This is a genomic window from Thiomicrolovo immobilis (genome assembly GCF_039645955.1).
In the GTDB taxonomy this organism is placed as follows: domain Bacteria; phylum Campylobacterota; class Campylobacteria; order Campylobacterales; family Sulfurimonadaceae; genus Thiomicrolovo; species Thiomicrolovo diazotrophicus.
Genome location: NZ_CP147916.1, coordinates 1,249,831 through 1,263,806 on the forward strand (window position 1 = coordinate 1,249,831; position 13,976 = coordinate 1,263,806).

The 13,976-nt window shown below is 53.6% G+C and carries 17 protein-coding genes, 1 tRNA gene and 1 other RNA gene; 4 read left to right on the top strand and 15 right to left on the bottom strand.

Annotation, left to right across the window (positions count from 1 at the left end; genetic code table 11):
* Complete coding sequence (locus WCX72_RS06425; RefSeq protein WP_345971490.1) at positions 1 to 297, bottom strand: YggT family protein; 297 nt, start codon at positions 295 to 297, stop codon at positions 1 to 3.
* Positions 294 to 1,592: a glutamate--tRNA ligase gene (gltX, locus tag WCX72_RS06430; RefSeq protein WP_345971492.1), complete on the bottom strand. Its 1,299-nt coding sequence runs from the start codon at positions 1,590 to 1,592 to the stop codon at positions 294 to 296. Before gltX ends, WCX72_RS06425 begins: the two co-directional genes overlap by 4 nt.
* Before the next feature lie 141 nt (positions 1,593 to 1,733).
* Between gltX and WCX72_RS06435 the strand changes: the two genes are divergently transcribed.
* Positions 1,734 to 2,267: a hypothetical protein gene (locus WCX72_RS06435; protein ID WP_345971493.1), complete on the top strand. Its 534-nt coding sequence runs from the start codon at positions 1,734 to 1,736 to the stop codon at positions 2,265 to 2,267.
* A gap of 58 nt (positions 2,268 to 2,325) precedes the next feature.
* Here the strand turns inward: WCX72_RS06435 and WCX72_RS06440 are convergent, their stop codons facing one another.
* From WCX72_RS06440 to WCX72_RS06460, 5 genes are all read right to left on the bottom strand, one after another.
* Positions 2,326 to 2,466: a hypothetical protein gene (locus tag WCX72_RS06440; protein WP_345971494.1), complete on the bottom strand. Its 141-nt coding sequence runs from the start codon at positions 2,464 to 2,466 to the stop codon at positions 2,326 to 2,328.
* Positions 2,467 to 2,649: 183 nt separating this feature from the next.
* Positions 2,650 to 2,724: transfer RNA gene (locus WCX72_RS06445), tRNA-Glu, on the bottom strand.
* Between the two features lie 93 nt (positions 2,725 to 2,817).
* Positions 2,818 to 3,363: a response regulator gene (locus WCX72_RS06450; RefSeq protein WP_231018057.1), complete on the bottom strand. Its 546-nt coding sequence runs from the start codon at positions 3,361 to 3,363 to the stop codon at positions 2,818 to 2,820.
* A 146-nt stretch (positions 3,364 to 3,509) separates the two neighbouring features.
* Complete coding sequence (locus tag WCX72_RS06455; RefSeq protein WP_345971496.1) at positions 3,510 to 3,707, bottom strand: hypothetical protein; 198 nt, start codon at positions 3,705 to 3,707, stop codon at positions 3,510 to 3,512.
* On the bottom strand, positions 3,707 to 4,978 hold the full coding sequence (locus WCX72_RS06460) for a citrate synthase (protein WP_345971497.1): 1,272 nt from the start codon (positions 4,976 to 4,978) through the stop codon (positions 3,707 to 3,709). The genes WCX72_RS06455 and WCX72_RS06460 overlap by 1 nt, the downstream gene beginning before the upstream one ends.
* Positions 4,979 to 5,145: 167 nt before the next feature.
* Here WCX72_RS06460 and WCX72_RS06465 point away from each other — a divergent pair, with 167 nt between their 5' ends.
* Both WCX72_RS06465 and WCX72_RS06470 read left to right on the top strand, forming a co-directional pair.
* Positions 5,146 to 6,891 carry a copper resistance system multicopper oxidase gene (locus WCX72_RS06465; RefSeq protein ID WP_345971498.1) on the top strand — a complete coding sequence of 582 codons (1,746 nt, stop codon included), beginning with the start codon at positions 5,146 to 5,148 and terminating at the stop codon, positions 6,889 to 6,891.
* A complete protein-coding gene (locus WCX72_RS06470; protein WP_345971499.1) occupies positions 6,888 to 7,568 on the top strand; it encodes a copper resistance protein B in 681 nt (226 codons plus the stop codon). Before WCX72_RS06465 ends, WCX72_RS06470 begins: the two co-directional genes overlap by 4 nt.
* A gap of 194 nt (positions 7,569 to 7,762) precedes the next feature.
* Here WCX72_RS06470 and WCX72_RS06475 read toward each other — a convergent pair whose 3' ends face one another.
* Complete coding sequence (locus WCX72_RS06475) at positions 7,763 to 8,434, bottom strand: hypothetical protein (RefSeq protein ID WP_345971501.1); 672 nt, start codon at positions 8,432 to 8,434, stop codon at positions 7,763 to 7,765.
* A 167-nt stretch (positions 8,435 to 8,601) separates the two neighbouring features.
* Here WCX72_RS06475 and WCX72_RS06480 point away from each other — a divergent pair, with 167 nt between their 5' ends.
* Positions 8,602 to 9,225, top strand: coding sequence for a TetR/AcrR family transcriptional regulator (locus WCX72_RS06480; protein ID WP_345969031.1), 624 nt, complete (start codon positions 8,602 to 8,604; stop codon positions 9,223 to 9,225).
* 36 nt (positions 9,226 to 9,261) lie between these two features.
* Here WCX72_RS06480 and rnpB read toward each other — a convergent pair.
* The 7 genes from rnpB to sucD all read right to left on the bottom strand — a co-directional run bounded on the left by rnpB (position 9,262) and on the right by sucD (position 13,974).
* Positions 9,262 to 9,584: RNase P RNA component class A (rnpB, locus tag WCX72_RS06485), an RNA gene on the bottom strand.
* Positions 9,585 to 9,823: 239 nt separating this feature from the next.
* Complete coding sequence (locus WCX72_RS06490; protein ID WP_231018062.1) at positions 9,824 to 10,387, bottom strand: 2-oxoacid:acceptor oxidoreductase family protein; 564 nt, start codon at positions 10,385 to 10,387, stop codon at positions 9,824 to 9,826.
* An 11-nt stretch (positions 10,388 to 10,398) separates the two neighbouring features.
* Positions 10,399 to 11,253 (bottom strand): 2-oxoglutarate ferredoxin oxidoreductase subunit beta, encoded by an 855-nt coding sequence (locus tag WCX72_RS06495; protein ID WP_345969032.1) that lies wholly within the window; start codon positions 11,251 to 11,253, stop codon positions 10,399 to 10,401.
* Positions 11,253 to 12,407: a 2-oxoglutarate synthase subunit alpha gene (locus tag WCX72_RS06500; protein ID WP_345969033.1), complete on the bottom strand. Its 1,155-nt coding sequence runs from the start codon at positions 12,405 to 12,407 to the stop codon at positions 11,253 to 11,255. Before WCX72_RS06500 ends, WCX72_RS06495 begins: the two co-directional genes overlap by 1 nt.
* A gap of 9 nt (positions 12,408 to 12,416) precedes the next feature.
* Positions 12,417 to 12,734, bottom strand: a complete 318-nt coding sequence (locus WCX72_RS06505) for a 4Fe-4S dicluster domain-containing protein (protein ID WP_231018065.1) — start codon at positions 12,732 to 12,734, stop codon at positions 12,417 to 12,419.
* Between the two features lie 71 nt (positions 12,735 to 12,805).
* Positions 12,806 to 13,102, bottom strand: coding sequence for a cation transporter (locus tag WCX72_RS06510; RefSeq protein ID WP_345969034.1), 297 nt, complete (start codon positions 13,100 to 13,102; stop codon positions 12,806 to 12,808).
* A complete protein-coding gene (sucD, locus tag WCX72_RS06515; protein ID WP_345969035.1) occupies positions 13,102 to 13,974 on the bottom strand; it encodes a succinate--CoA ligase subunit alpha in 873 nt (290 codons plus the stop codon). The genes WCX72_RS06510 and sucD overlap by 1 nt, the downstream gene beginning before the upstream one ends.
* Positions 13,975 to 13,976 lie beyond the last annotated feature (2 nt).

Below are 13,976 nucleotides of genomic sequence, written 5' to 3' on the forward strand. Positions count from 1 at the left end.
CTAGAGCGCACCTGCCAACGCGTAGACCAGGCGGACGAAGATGACGTCGATCACCTGCAGGCCGATGATGATGATAAGCGGGGCGAGGTCGATGCCGTTGAAAACGGTCGGCACGTAGCGGCGCAGCAGGCTATAGGCCGGTTCGGTCAGGCGGTACAGCACCTGCACGATGGGGTTGGTCGGATCGGGGCGCACCCAGGTGAGCAGGGCGGCGATAATGACGACCCAGATATAGACGTTGATCAGCGTATGGACGATGCCGCCGAGGCCTGCGATGATGCTGCCGAAGGTGCTCATTTTACGATCTCCCCGAGGTAGGATTTGATCTGCACATAGACGTCGGCCAGTTCCGGGCCGTGTTCGGCGCCGGTGAGCAACAGGCGCAGGGATTTAAAGAGCTGTTTGCCCTTGATGCCCGTAGCGTCGACGACATGCTGCTTGAGATCGTCGAAAGCTTCGAAGTAGGGGGCTGCTTTGATGGCGGCGCGGATCGCTGCGGCGCTCTCGGCAAATTCATCCGGGATCTCCTTCGGTGCAAAGACCGCCGCCACCTTCGCTTTCAGCTCCTTCGTCGTGCTGGCCTCTTCCAGGTAGAGTTTGGCCAGTCTGCCGATGGAATCGTCGGCAAACCCGACGTAGCGTGAGAGCTCTTTGTCCTCCATGCGGCGGAGGTGCTCGCGGTTGATATGGCGCAGCTTGTCAATGCTGAAACGCGCCGGTGCGCGGGAGATGTTTTTAAGATCGAACCAGGCCACCGCCTCGGCCATCGTAAAGACTTCTTCAGGGGTCTTGTTGCCGATGAGAATGAGGTAGTTGGCGATCGCTTCGGGCAGGAATCCCTCTTCGAGCATCCATTTGACGCTCGACGCGTTGTCGCGCTTGCTCATCTTCTTCCCCTCATCGTTGAGAATGATGGGCAGGTGGGCGTATTCGACTTTCTTGTCGTACCCCAGGGCGTTGCGGATCGCGATCTGCTTGGAGGTGTTGGAGAAGTGATCCTCGCCGCGGATGACCAGGGAGATGTCGCCGAGCATATCATCGATGGCACAGGCGAAATTGTAGGTCGGGAACTTTTCGGCGCGCAGGATAATAAAGCTGTCGATGTCCATCGGATCGAACGTCGCTTCGCCCTTGATGATATCCTCAACCGTGATCGGCGCATCGGGGCGCTTCAGGCGGACCGTAAACGGGTTCTCGTTGTCGATCGTCGCTTCGGGCGGAAGGTGCGTACAGGCGTCATCGTAACGGAAGGGCTTTTTCTGCTCCTTCGCGAGCTCGCGCTTGCGGTCGAGCTCTTCGGGGGTACAGAAGCAGTTGAAGGCCTTCTTCTCCTGCAGCAGCTGGATCGCCATGGCGCGGTGAAAACGCAGGTTGTTGCTCTGGTAGATGACGTCGCCGTATTCGATGCCGAAGAGTGCAAGGATCTGCAGGATCTCCTTGTCCTTGCCTTCGATGTTCCGCTCTTTGTCCGTATCTTCGATCCGGATGATGAGGGGTTCGTTGCGCTGGCGGGAGAGCAGGGCGTTGAAGAGGGCAACGCGCAGGTTCCCGATGTGCATATCTCCTGTCGGGCTTGGGGCAAAACGCAGCATGAAACGTTCCTGATTTTTTTGTGAAATATTAACGAAACAAGCTTAATAGCGGAGTTCCTATCACATTTAGTTCGCGACAACGACCCTTCGCATCCCCGGCGGATTAGCCGGCCGCTATGTAAAATGGGGTAGACTGTCGCCATGAAAGCATTATTGATTGATCCCGATACCCAAACCGTTACCGTCCAGGATTACGACGGACAGCCCCACAGCCTTTACACCCTTTTCGGTTCCCTGCTTGTTGATAGCAACGCCCTGTTGAATGCGCATATGATCTACAGCGGCGGCGAAGCGTTCGAAAAAGGCCAAAAGGGCTTCTTCCTCGGCGAGAAACTGCTCTTCGGCAAAACGCTGGTCGTCGGCATGGCCGACATTGAAGAGGTGGACGCGACTATCGAGGCGGAGACGCTGCAGCAGCTCGTCCGGTACGATCTGCCGGCGTTCTACCGCAAAGCGATCGCCCTGCTGCCCTCGGACTTTGCCTTTGACCAAAGCTGCGCGCTCGCAGGAATGGAGGGCGCCACGGTCGAGTGGGTCTTTTACGCCTTCAGCCTCGCCGACGATGCGACGCAGTCCTATTTTCTTGACGAACTGGAAAAGACGGTATCGGGGGATGGGGAAGTGCATCCCTACCTGGAGAAAATGGGCAATCTCGCTCTCCGCTCAATGCAGTAGACAGGCAAGCGCCGCCTCGCAGCGGGACGGCACTTCAAAAAGGCTTCTGACTGAGCCGCTACTGCTCTCCGCGTTGACGCTCTTCCTTTTCGTACAAGCGGTTGTACTGGAGCACGCCTACTCCTAAAAAAACGGCAAAGAGTGCAATGATGCCTAGAATAATCTCTCCCGGTGTCATGATTGTTTCCTCCGGATTCATGTATATTTGTACTTAGACAAATCTACTCCACCCGAAATAAATACCAGCTTCCTTTGCAAACGGAAGGCCCGGGCATAACCATGAACAAAGAATCGTTCAGTCATCGACAGGGGAGAATGGACATATAAAGTGTTAAGGGTGATGAAAAAAGATGTTGAAAGTATCGAAACGAGGAATAAAAAGTGGTGACCCCACGGAGACTCGAACTCCGGTAACCAGAATGAAAATCTGGGATCCTAACCGCTAGACGATGGGGCCACGCTGTTACAACATTTTTGTTGAGCCGAAATTATATTTCCGTATCGCTTAACAATCTCTTAAATGCCGCGGTGTTGCGGCATTTAAATGAAATTACATATAGAATTCGCGGAGGGCGCGGATAATGACCGCATTCTTGGAGATGCTCTCCGCCTTGGCGTTGTCGTTGACCAGGTCATACAGATCAAGGGGCAGGGAGATAGAGAAGGTTTTCGTTTCGACCTTTTTCTTGCGTTTGACCATGTTGGTAACGTTCTGAAGCAGCTCGATGATCTTTTTCGTATCAATCGGCTTCTGGATAAAGCTGTTAACACCGATTTCGATCGTTTCCGAGATCTTCTGGATGTCGTTGCTCGCGGAGATGACAACGACCATCTGCTGCGGGTTCATCTCGCGGATTTTGCGTGCGAGCTCGATTCCGTCCATCTCCGGCATGATAATGTCTACAAAGACGATGTCCGGTTTTTTCTCTTTAAAAAGTTCCAGAGCCTCTTTCCCGTTGAATGCGGATGTGACATCTTTAAAAAAGTTCTTGAACGTTGAACTGAGCAGTTCATTCGCAACGGCCTCGTCTTCAACGACCATTGCACTCATTTTTTTCGTCTCTTCGGTCAGCTGAACCAGGTCAACATTTTTCATTTCTGTTTCCTCATGATGATTTCTGTCTGTATTTTACACTGTTATCAGCAAACAACGTTAACAGGATTAAAATTGTTTGCCCGTGATATTACGTTGCAAAATTATAGTAACAATTACGTTACACAAACTTAAATTTATGGAAAAAATCAATATTTTTTAAATTGTTCTAGCCATTCGAGGTTGGATTCGACCGTTTTTTCCTTCTGTTCCAGGAGAGAAACGATGATCGATTTGAGGGTCTGTTCGTCCATGAAAGCAAGCATTTCCGGGTTGATGTGGGTATCACCGCCGTAACCGTTAAGCAGTTTTTCGATGTCGTTGATTAATTCTTGTTTAGTACTCACTAAGTTAAGCTCCTTGTTTCCGGTCCGATGTAGCGTTGACGCGGCCGGGCGATCTTTTTTTCCGAATCGGCGTGAAATTCTAACCACTGCGCGAGCCATCCGACGGTGCGTCCTATCACAAATATGATCGTAAACATCTCTTTGGGGATTTTGAGTGCCGTCAGAATCAGCCCCGAATAGAAATCGATATTGGGGTAGAGCTTCCGCGAAATAAAATAGTCGTCGCTGAGGGCAACCGACTCGATCTTCTCGGCGATCTGAAGCAGTTCGCTGTCGACATTGAGCTCGTCTTTCATCTCGTCAAGCAGTTTTTTCAGGATCTTGGCACGGGGGTCGAAGTTTTTGTAAACGCGGTGTCCGAAGCCCATCAGCCTAAAATCGTCTTCGGGATCCTTGGTACGGGCGATGAATTCGTCGACGCGCTCTACGGAACCGATGTATTCCAGCTGCGCGATAACCGACTCGTTCGCCCCGCCGTGGGCCCGGCCCCACAGGGCATTGATGCCCGCCGTGATCGCCGCATAGGGGTGCGCTCCCGTCGACGCGACGGAGCGAACGACCGTCGTCGAGGCATTCTGCTCGTGATCGGCATGGAGCGTAAAGATCGTATCGAGTGCCCGTACCTGCACTTCGGGGATCTTCAGGTCCTGTCCGGGGTAGGCGTGGATCATATAGAGAAAGTTTTCGGTAAAAGAGCGCTCGAGGTCGGGATAGATAAAAGGAATGCCCAGGGAGCGCCGATAAGCGAACGCTGCCAGGGTAGGGACCTTGGCCAACAGCCGGCGGCGCATCACCTGCAGGTCTTCGTCGTTGCGCATCATAATGTGTTCCGAATAGAAGGTGGAGAGCGCCGAAACGGCGGAGGAGAGCATCGCCATGGGGTGGGCATTGTCCGGGAAGGAGTAGAAGAGGTTTTTCAACCCTTCATGCACATACGCCCGCTTACGGAATTCGTAATCGTACGCCGCCAGCTCCTCCGGCGAGGGGAGTTCACCGTTGAGCAGAAGGTAGCACACCTCCAGATAACTCTTTTTCATTGCCAGCTCTTCAATCGGGTAACCGCGGTATCGCAGTTCGCCCTTTGCACCGTCTATATAGGTAATGGTAGAGCTGCAGCTGGCCGTCGACGTGAAGCCCGGGTCGTAGGTGAACATGCCCGTCTGTTTGAAAAGGTCACGGATATCGATCACGTCCTGGCCCATGGTCGGGTGCATGATGCTGAATTCATAGGTATTGCCGTTTCGATTGTCCGTCAAAGTCACCGTTGCCATCGCGTGCTCCTTTCTAAAGTATTTTTACAGAGGATACCTGAAAACAAGCGCAAAGCACCATTATCGAAAGATCTTTTGCTTTCCCATTCAGGGTACGTTTAGCCGATGCGGCTTTGTGCACGGCGCGTACACAATATAGAGGTATGATAGCTCCAGAAGGAGCATCCATGGACGATCATCCTGCTGCGATACAAAGACGCCGATTCCTCCAAAGCGTGGCGGCTTCCGCCGTGCTGGCCCGAACGCTATTGTCTGCCGGGGAAGGGGGGAGCGCACCTGCTCCCATCAAGCGCCGGGAGAGCCTCATACTTGAAGGAACGGAGTTTTTCCTGACGCTTGAACGCACCGTTGTCAACGTCAGCGGCTCCGATGTGCTGGCGACAACGGTCAACGGCATGCTGCCCGGGCCGACGCTCAAGTGGCGCGAGGGCGACACCGTGACAATCCATGTTACGAACAACCTCCCGGTGTCGAGCTCCATCCATTGGCACGGTATCATCCTTCCCTTTCATATGGATGGTGTCCCCGATATCAGCTTCAAGGGTATTGCCCCCGGAGAGACGTTCACGTACCGTTTTCCCGTGCGCCAGAGCGGAACGTTCTGGTACCACTCGCATACCGGCTTTCAGGAGCAGAGCGGGGTTCACGGCACGCTTGTCATCGTTCCGAAGGACGAAGACCCCGTCGTCAGCGACCGCGACTACGTTGTCTCGCTGTTTGACTGGAGCGACGAAAACCCCGAAGCGATCTACCGGAAACTCAAGCTGCACAGCGACTATTACAACTTCAACCAGCGCACTGCAGGCGATTTCATAAGCGAAGTGAAGTCCGAGGGGTTTTGGGATGCATTGCAGCACCGTGCAATGTGGAACCGGATGCGCATGAGTGACAGGGACCTTTCGGATGTCACCGGCTATACCTATACTTACCTGCTGAACGGATTCACGGACGCGGAGGATTGGCATGCGCTTTTTGAAACCGGCGAAAGGATACGGCTGCGTTTTGTCAACCAGTCGGCGATGACGATCTTCGATGTCCGCATCCCCGCCCTGAAGATGACGGTCGTCGCGGCGGACGGCAACCCGGTAAAACCCGTGGAAGTCGATGAGTTCCGCATCGCCGTCGCGGAGACCTACGATGTGATCGTGGAGCCCGGAGAGAGGGCATACTGTATCTTTGCGCAGAGCATCGAACGCTCAGGGTATGCTGCAGCGACCCTGGCTCCCAGGGCGAAGATGCATGCCGCACGGCCGGCGATGGACCCGCCCCAGCCCCTGACGATGGCCGATATGGGCATGGGCGGCTTGGCCGGGGAGGGTGGTGCCGATACGGGCGCCATGAAATGCGGCGGAGGCATGCAGATGCCGAAGGAAGAAGAGGAGAAGCACAAGTGGCCGATCACGCCGCTGCCGATGCGACGCGGGGTCGGGACGACGATGAAAGCGGCCAACCCGCGCTACCGGCTGGACGATCCGGGTGTGGGGCTGCGGGAGAACGGCAGAAGGGTGCTGACCTACGCCGATCTGCGCAACTACTACTCTACCGCCGACGCCCCGCCGCCTGACCGGGAGATCGTGCTCCACCTGACGGGCAACATGGAGCGGTACATGTGGTCGATCAACGGCATCAGGTATGCCGACGCAGCCCCGCTGACGTTTCATTACGGCGAACGGCTCCGCATCACCTTCGTCAACGACACGATGATGATCCACCCCATGCACCTGCATGGCATGTGGAGCGACCTGGAGACGGGCGACGAGGCACGCCTGGTACGCAAGCATACGGTACTGGTGCAGCCCGGCAGCAAGATCAGCTACCGGGTCACCGTCAATGCCGAAGGAGCCTGGGCCTATCATTGCCACATGCTCTACCATATGCCTGGAATGTTCCGAAAAGTGGAGGTGGTCTCGTGAAAACGGTTCCATACGCTGCGACGCTGTTACTTGCCGCCTCCCTTTTCGCGGAGATGAACGACGACCCCCTGCGCGCGACGCTGCTGGCTGATCGCCTGGAGACAGCCTCGGGGCAGTGGAGCAGGTGGGAGCGTCTTGTGTGGGACGTCTCCGCCTACGCCGGCTACGATCTCGACAAAGTCTATCTCTACAGCGAGGGGAGCAAAGCGCCCGGCGAGAGCGAGAGCCAGAACGAACTGCTCTACAGCCGCGCCGTGGCACCGTTTTGGGATGTACAGATCGGGGCGGAGGGGGATACCGCCGACGGAAAAAGCGTCGGATGGGGCGTGGTGGCCCTTCAGGGGCTTGTCCCGTACTATTTTGAAACACGTCTACGGCTGATGGTAAATGACCAGGCCGTGGCACTCAATGCTGAAGCCGAATATGAGATGCTGTTGACGCAGCGTTTAGTATTGACGCCGCGCATCGAACTGCAGGGCTATAGCAGTGACGTCGAAGAGCTGGGAGCAGGGGCCGGGCTCTCTTCGATCGAAACGGGACTACGGCTGCGCTACGAGTTTATACGGGAGTTCGCACCCTATGTCGGCGTTTCATACGCTGCGACAATCGGCAACACAAGAAAATATGCGCCTACAGACGAGGTGCAGGCGGTCGCCGGTGTACGCCTCTGGTTCTGAAAGCGGGGTGTGAAGTGCACAGAAGCGCCTATCTACAATATTGAATATTATTTAGTTAACATAATGTATATTCTCTTGAAAGAAAAATTCCATGCTTCCTGCCCCCTTCATCATCACGGCCGGTGAATAATAGATACATTATTTAATATAAGAGCTTCTATTAAATAATATGGCCACTGTGAGCGAACATTGCACTATTTTGGCGGATACGTTTTTGGTGCTGACGGCACTGCCGGACGCGTTATCAGCGTGTCCAGGATCAGCAGCTTCGGCACCCAGCGGCTTTTAAACGCGGAAGTGTCTCCGGGCAGCGTCATAATCGATTTAAAGGCCTCCAGGGCTTCAGCATGCTTGCTGCCGACCTTTCTGAGCGCCAGCGCCATCTGATCCGCCCTGAGGCCGTAGATCATCTTAATACCGCTTTTATGTAGGTTCTGCGCAATAGCAAGCAATACGGTATCCTCATTCCAATCAATGGCGTAGAAGCCGAGATTACCTACCCGGTCGATCTGAGTCACCTTTCTGGCTGCGAAAATAAGCGCCAATGAGCGTTTGACGTCATAGTGGTAGCGATAAGGTGGCTGTGTGACGGCCAGCTCGTAGACGACATGCTGTCCCCCCTGCACTGCGTACAGCGATCGCCTGATCGTCAGGTTCTGCATTCCGATGCGATCTTCAGCCACCTTTTCCGTGCGGATTTCCAGCCGTTCCTGACCGATTTCCAGCCCCAGTAGCAGATCGTTTTTTTCAATAATGGATGGGGAGCTGCAGCCGACGGATAATGCGGCAATTAGGCTGCTAAAAAGCAGTCTCGGCCCGTGCTTCATATATAAATATATCACCTTATCTCTCCTGCTGTTTTTCATGCTGATGATTATAGCGAATCGGGGTAACTCCTAGACACATTAAATGAACGTATGTTAATTTACCTGCTCGAGTAAAAGAACAACTGTTCACTTTAGATTAAGAATAAATTAACGAATGTTCATATACACTTTCCAAAACATGAACAATCGTTAATAAGGAGTCGTAAATGCCCGAAAACAGGGAGTTTAAAAAGGGTGGGGATACAAAGAAGCTGATTGAGGAAGCGGCGATGGATCTCTTTGCCGAGTATGGGTACAAAGGTGCTTCCGTGCGTAAAATCGCCGCGAAAGTCGGGATCAGGGAGAGTGCCCTCTACAACCATTACGCCAATAAAGAGGCGATCTTTCTTGCGGTAGCCGGCAGGGTTTTTGCCTCCCCTTTTGCTCATCAGAAAACGGATGATTTCGTGCAGCAGAATGCCAAAAAAGGCAAGTCGTTTTTACATAAATTTATGACCGAATTTAAGCTGATGACCTTCGACAAGAAGTACGAAAAACTCTTCCGTTTCATGCTCATCGAACTGATGCAGAACGATGTGCTTCGCAGCGGTTTCAGACAGGAGTTTCATGAGGCGAACGTCAAGCTGCTTTCATCGGGTTTTTTCATTATGATGCAAGAAGGCCTCATTCGCTCCAATGACCCTATGACGCTTGCCAACGCCTTTTTGGGCCAGCTCTTCTATCTGAGGCTGCAGGTGAGCCTGCTTAAAGCGGACGGTGCCCCGACAACCGCCCTCTCGACGGCATTTGAAAAACAGCTTGACCTCTTCTGGTCGTCGATCTGCGAATAAACGGGATATGGGGAAGTAAAAGCGGTAAGGAAAAAGGAAAGCGGTACAACGGTAAGCCGGGTTCTGTTGATACGATAATTTATCTACTGCATCCGTTACCGGATGCCTCCAGCGAAACAAAAGCATTGTAAGACGCTTACCATCTGTTTCTTGCTGCCAGGCTGGGTTTACATAGCTTCCGCCATTGCTGGCGGAACTGGTGGGCTCTTACCCCACCGTTTCACCCTTACCGCTTGCGCGGCGGTCTGCTCTCTGTTGCACTGTCCCTCGGCTTGCGCCGGCCATCCGTTAGATGGAGCCCTGTCTTACGGCAGCCCGGACTTTCCTCTTGAAAATCAAGCTATCGCACGTTGTACCGGTGATATTATAGCATATGGAAGAAGCGCTGAGTATTTAATATATTATATAATATGTCATTGGGTCTCAAACTGCCGTCATTCCGCCCTGCTCTTATTTGTATACATTTGGGGAGATGCCAATGGTGCGCATTCCCTATCAACGTCGTCCTATTCTCTTAACACGCATGATTGACTATATAACATATTATATAATATTAGAAAAAGGTTCAAAAAAAAGCGGCATAATGCCGCCCTTTTACTTACGCCGCCAGAGTGACGCCGGATTCGATAGCGTACTTGACGCCGAGTTCCCAGGCTTTGAGGTTTGCTTCGTGTACTTTTTTCGGTACCTTGGAGAGCATGACCTCTTTGAGGGCTTCCGGTTCGAGAACGCTTGTGATCTGGTTCGCAATCGCCATCGCTACGACAGATTGCGTAATGACGTTACCGACCTCTTCCTTTGCGATCGTGATAATGGGGATCTCAACGATCTTCCATGTTTGACGGTCTTCGTCTGTCGGGTGCACCAGGTTCGGGTCGACAACGATGACGCCGCCCGGCTTTACACCCTTTTTGAAAGACTGGTAGCTGACGTCCGCAACGGAAAGCATGAAGTCGATCTCACCTTCGTTCGCGTACGGATAGCGGATTTCATCGTCGTCAAGCGTAATGTCGACAACGGTCGGGCCGCCACGGACCTGCGACGTATAGGTCGCCGTTTTCAGACCGAAACCGCCAAGTTTGATCTTACAGGCCGCCATGATCTCGCCGGCGAGGAGAACCCCCTGCCCGCCTACACCGGTAAAACGTAATGTATTTCTCATTTCATGCCTCCTTAGATCTTTTTCTCGAAGTCGTCTTGCGTCAGTTTCGCGCGTTTGCCCTGTGCTGCCGCTTTGATCTGATCGTAAGATTCACAGTACTCAGGGTCATCAACTTCTTTGAGGACGCCCGTCGGGAAAACGTTTTTCTTCTCTTCGTCGGAGAGGGCTTCCCATTTGCGCAGCGGCATGGTGATGCTGTCGATCCACTCGAGGTTTTGCATTGCATTCGCCATTTTGTTTTTACGGCCAAGGTTGATATGGCAGTTGGACATAATGTCGAAGAATGAGAAACCTTTGTGGCTGAAGCCTTTGACAAGGATCTTCTCGAGTTTTTTCGGGTCAAGCATCGTCTCACGCGCAACGAAAGAGGCACCGGCACCGATCGCGAGTGCACAGGCGTCGAAGGTCGGGTCGATGTTACCGTTCTTCTGGCTAACCGTCCACATCCCCTGCGGTGTCGTCGGGGATGTCTGGGAGTTGGTCAGACCATAGATGAAGTTGTTGATCAGGATAAAGTTCAGGTCGATGTTACGGCGGCAACCGTGGATCGTGTGGTTACCACCGATCGCCAGTCCGTCACCGTCACCGGCAACAACGATCACGTTTGCTTCCGGTTTCGCAAGCTTCACGCCGGTGGCGTACGCAACGGTACGGCCGTGTGTCGTGTGGATCGTATTACAGTTAATGTAAGAGCTGAAACGTCCGGAACAACCGATACCGGAAACAACACAGACTTTGTCCATGTCCCAACCCATCTTCTCGATCGCACGGATCGTCGCTTTGAGGATGACACCGTCACCGCAGCCCCAACACCAGAGTGTCGGCATCTTGTCTACACGAAGGTATTTGTCGTAGTTAAAAGCCATTACATCATCTCCTTAACTTTTGCGACCATCTCAGCCGGCGCGATAGGACGGCCGTTTGCTTTGAGCAGGCGAGTGAAGTCGTTACGGCGAACGATACGTTCGATTTCCGTAGAGTACTGACCCATGTTCAGCTCGGTTACCATGATCTTGTCGCCGAAGCGTTCACCGATCTTGCGGATCTCGGCTTCCGGGCTCGGCCACATCATGATCGGGCGGAAGAGACCGGCTTTGATCCCTTCTGCGCGCAGTTTCTGAACCGCTTCGAAGGCACCCAGCGCGATGGAACCGTATGCGATAATACATACTTCCGCGTCGTCCATCAGGACCTCTTCGTAATCAGGGAGGTCATCAAGGCCATCATTTTCGGCAGCGACCGTGTTGATCTTGCCGGTAAGACGTTCGATGTTGAATTCGCACTGTTCCGCGTCTTCCGTCGGGAAGCCGGTCGGACCGTGGTGCAGACCTGTGACGTGGTAGCGGTACCCTTCGAACATCGGGTTGAGGACCGCCGGCTCGTTCATCGGAACGTCATACGGACGGTAGTCTTCCGGCGCACCGTCGAATTTCGCACGGTCGACGATGCTCGCCTGGATCTCTTCGAGGTCCGGAAGCTCCGCTTTACCGTGCATGTGACCGATCGTCTCATCCAGGAGCATGAAGACTGGCGTCATATATTTTTCCGCGAGGTTGAAGGCGCGGACCGTCTGCGTATAACACTCTGTCAGGGAACCTGCACAAAGCGTAATAGAGGCATAGTCACCGTGTGTCGGGTACTTAGCCTGGCCGATATCCGCCTGGGAAACACGTGTCGGAAGCCCCGTGGACGGACCGCCGCGCATAACGTTGATGATAACGAGCGGGATCTCGGCGATGAAACCGAGACCGATCTGCTCTGCTTTGAGGGAGATCCCCGGGCCGGAAGTCGCCGTAAACGACTTCGTACCTGTCATGGAAGCACCGAGGGCTGCGGAGATACCGCCGATCTCGTCTTCCATCTGGATTGCCACACCGCCGACAGCCGGCAGCAGGTCAGATGACTCATGCATAACTTCCGACGACGGTGTAATCGGATAACCGCCGAAGAAACGCGCGCCGGCATCAACGGCCGCTTTGGCAGCCAGCTCGTTACCTGTTGAAATTACAATTCTTGACATTCCTGCTCCTTACTGCTCAAGTGACATATAGTTGTTAGCAACGATCGCCGCCTGGCGAGCTTTTGCTTCGTCTGTCAGCTTCGCAAATTTGTACTCTTTCTTATCTGCAACATAAATCGCAAAGTCCGGACATGTGAGTTCGCACTCGTTACAGCCGATACATGACTCCGGGTGGTCGATGGAGATCATCGCACCCAGTGTAGATGTCGGTTCATAACGCATCCCCAGAACGCCCGAAGGGCAGACGGAAACACAGATATCACATGCTTTACAGTTGTTGGTGTTGACCCAGACAGGGGCATCACCCGGATTTTCAGTCTGAAACATTAATACTCCTCCATTTATTTGCGAGATAAGGGATCTCATAAAAGGCTCCGAAAAACCCTTTATGAGAATCCCTACTCTTCACTTTTGGTTGAAAACTTTCCGATGGCACAGGAGACGAAGCTCTTCGCTTTCAGTCCCGCTGCGTCCAGACCGCTGACCTGCTCTTCTGCAAGAGGATAACCCAGCCTTCGTAAAATCGTTTTGAATAGTGCTGATCGCGCGTCGTCCGCAACATCTACTGTTACGATACGAGGCTCACACGTCAAATCGACCGCTACGGATGTAAACCCTTCGGCTTCGAGTGCCTGCGTGATCGTCGCTGCGCAGCCGCTGCAGCGGACATTGGCGACGGCGACACTCTCTTTCATTATTTGGAAAGAACCTCTGCGACCGCTTTGCCGATCTCTGCCGGCGAAACGACGACTTTGACGCCTGCCGCTTCGAGGGCTGCCATTTTCTCGGCCGCCGTACCGGCAGCGCCGGAGACGATCGCACCGGCATGGCCCATACGTTTGCCCTTCGGCGCTGTCTGGCCCGCGATAAAAGCTACAACCGGTTTGGTGATATTTTCCTTAATAAATGCAGCTGCCTGGATTTCCAAGTCTCCGCCGATCTCACCGATCATGACGATCGCTTCCGTTTCCGGGTCCGCTTCGAAGAGCGGGAGCAGCTGCTTGTAAGAAAGACCGATGATCGGGTCACCGCCGATACCGACGGCCGTCGTGATGCCGAAGCCCTCTCTGACAACCTGGTTCGCACCTTCGTATGTCAGCGTACCAGACTTGGAGATCAGACCGACATTCCCTTTTTTGAAGATCATGCCCGGCATGATCCCGATCTTACACTCTTCGGCAGTGATGATGCCCGGGCAGTTCGGCCCGATTGTCTTCATACCCTTTTTCGAAGCGTACATTTTCGCGTACATCATATCGCGGACCGGCGCGCCTTCAGTAATGATGACCGCCAGTTCGATACCCGCATCCGCCGCTTCCATCACCGCGTCACCGACGAATGCCGGCGGAACGAAGATCATGGAAACCGTGGCGGCCGTTGTATCTACCGCTTCTTTGACGGTGTTGAACACCGGTTTGCCCAGGTGCTCCTGGCCGCCTTTGTTCGGCGTCACGCCGCCGACGATCTGCGTACCGTAGGCGATACACTGCTCAGCATGGAAAGTACCCTCTTTCCCTGTGAAACCCTGAACGATAACTTTGGTATCTTTGTTTACAAGAATTGACATTA

What these genes read in the sequence shown, in the direction of transcription:
- WCX72_RS06465 (WP_345971498.1), top strand. Translation starts at nt 5,146, where the DNA reads ATGGACGATCATCCTGCTGCGATACAAAGACGCCGATTCCTCCAAAGC.
- WCX72_RS06500 (WP_345969033.1), bottom strand. Translation starts at nt 12,407, where the DNA reads ATGTCAAGAATTGTAATTTCAACAGGTAACGAGCTGGCTGCCAAAGCG.
- WCX72_RS06480 (WP_345969031.1), top strand. Translation starts at nt 8,602, where the DNA reads ATGCCCGAAAACAGGGAGTTTAAAAAGGGTGGGGATACAAAGAAGCTG.
- WCX72_RS06475 (WP_345971501.1), bottom strand. Translation starts at nt 8,434, where the DNA reads ATGAAAAACAGCAGGAGAGATAAGGTGATATATTTATATATGAAGCAC.
- gltX (WP_345971492.1), bottom strand. Translation starts at nt 1,592, where the DNA reads ATGCTGCGTTTTGCCCCAAGCCCGACAGGAGATATGCACATCGGGAAC.
- sucD (WP_345969035.1), bottom strand. Translation starts at nt 13,974, where the DNA reads ATGTCAATTCTTGTAAACAAAGATACCAAAGTTATCGTTCAGGGTTTC.
- WCX72_RS06435 (WP_345971493.1), top strand. Translation starts at nt 1,734, where the DNA reads ATGAAAGCATTATTGATTGATCCCGATACCCAAACCGTTACCGTCCAG.
- WCX72_RS06425 (WP_345971490.1), bottom strand. Translation starts at nt 297, where the DNA reads ATGAGCACCTTCGGCAGCATCATCGCAGGCCTCGGCGGCATCGTCCAT.
- WCX72_RS06450 (WP_231018057.1), bottom strand. Translation starts at nt 3,363, where the DNA reads ATGAAAAATGTTGACCTGGTTCAGCTGACCGAAGAGACGAAAAAAATG.
- WCX72_RS06440 (WP_345971494.1), bottom strand. Translation starts at nt 2,466, where the DNA reads ATGAATCCGGAGGAAACAATCATGACACCGGGAGAGATTATTCTAGGC.
- WCX72_RS06495 (WP_345969032.1), bottom strand. Translation starts at nt 11,253, where the DNA reads ATGGCTTTTAACTACGACAAATACCTTCGTGTAGACAAGATGCCGACA.
- WCX72_RS06510 (WP_345969034.1), bottom strand. Translation starts at nt 13,102, where the DNA reads ATGAAAGAGAGTGTCGCCGTCGCCAATGTCCGCTGCAGCGGCTGCGCA.
- WCX72_RS06505 (WP_231018065.1), bottom strand. Translation starts at nt 12,734, where the DNA reads ATGTTTCAGACTGAAAATCCGGGTGATGCCCCTGTCTGGGTCAACACC.
- WCX72_RS06460 (WP_345971497.1), bottom strand. Translation starts at nt 4,978, where the DNA reads ATGGCAACGGTGACTTTGACGGACAATCGAAACGGCAATACCTATGAA.
- WCX72_RS06490 (WP_231018062.1), bottom strand. Translation starts at nt 10,387, where the DNA reads ATGAGAAATACATTACGTTTTACCGGTGTAGGCGGGCAGGGGGTTCTC.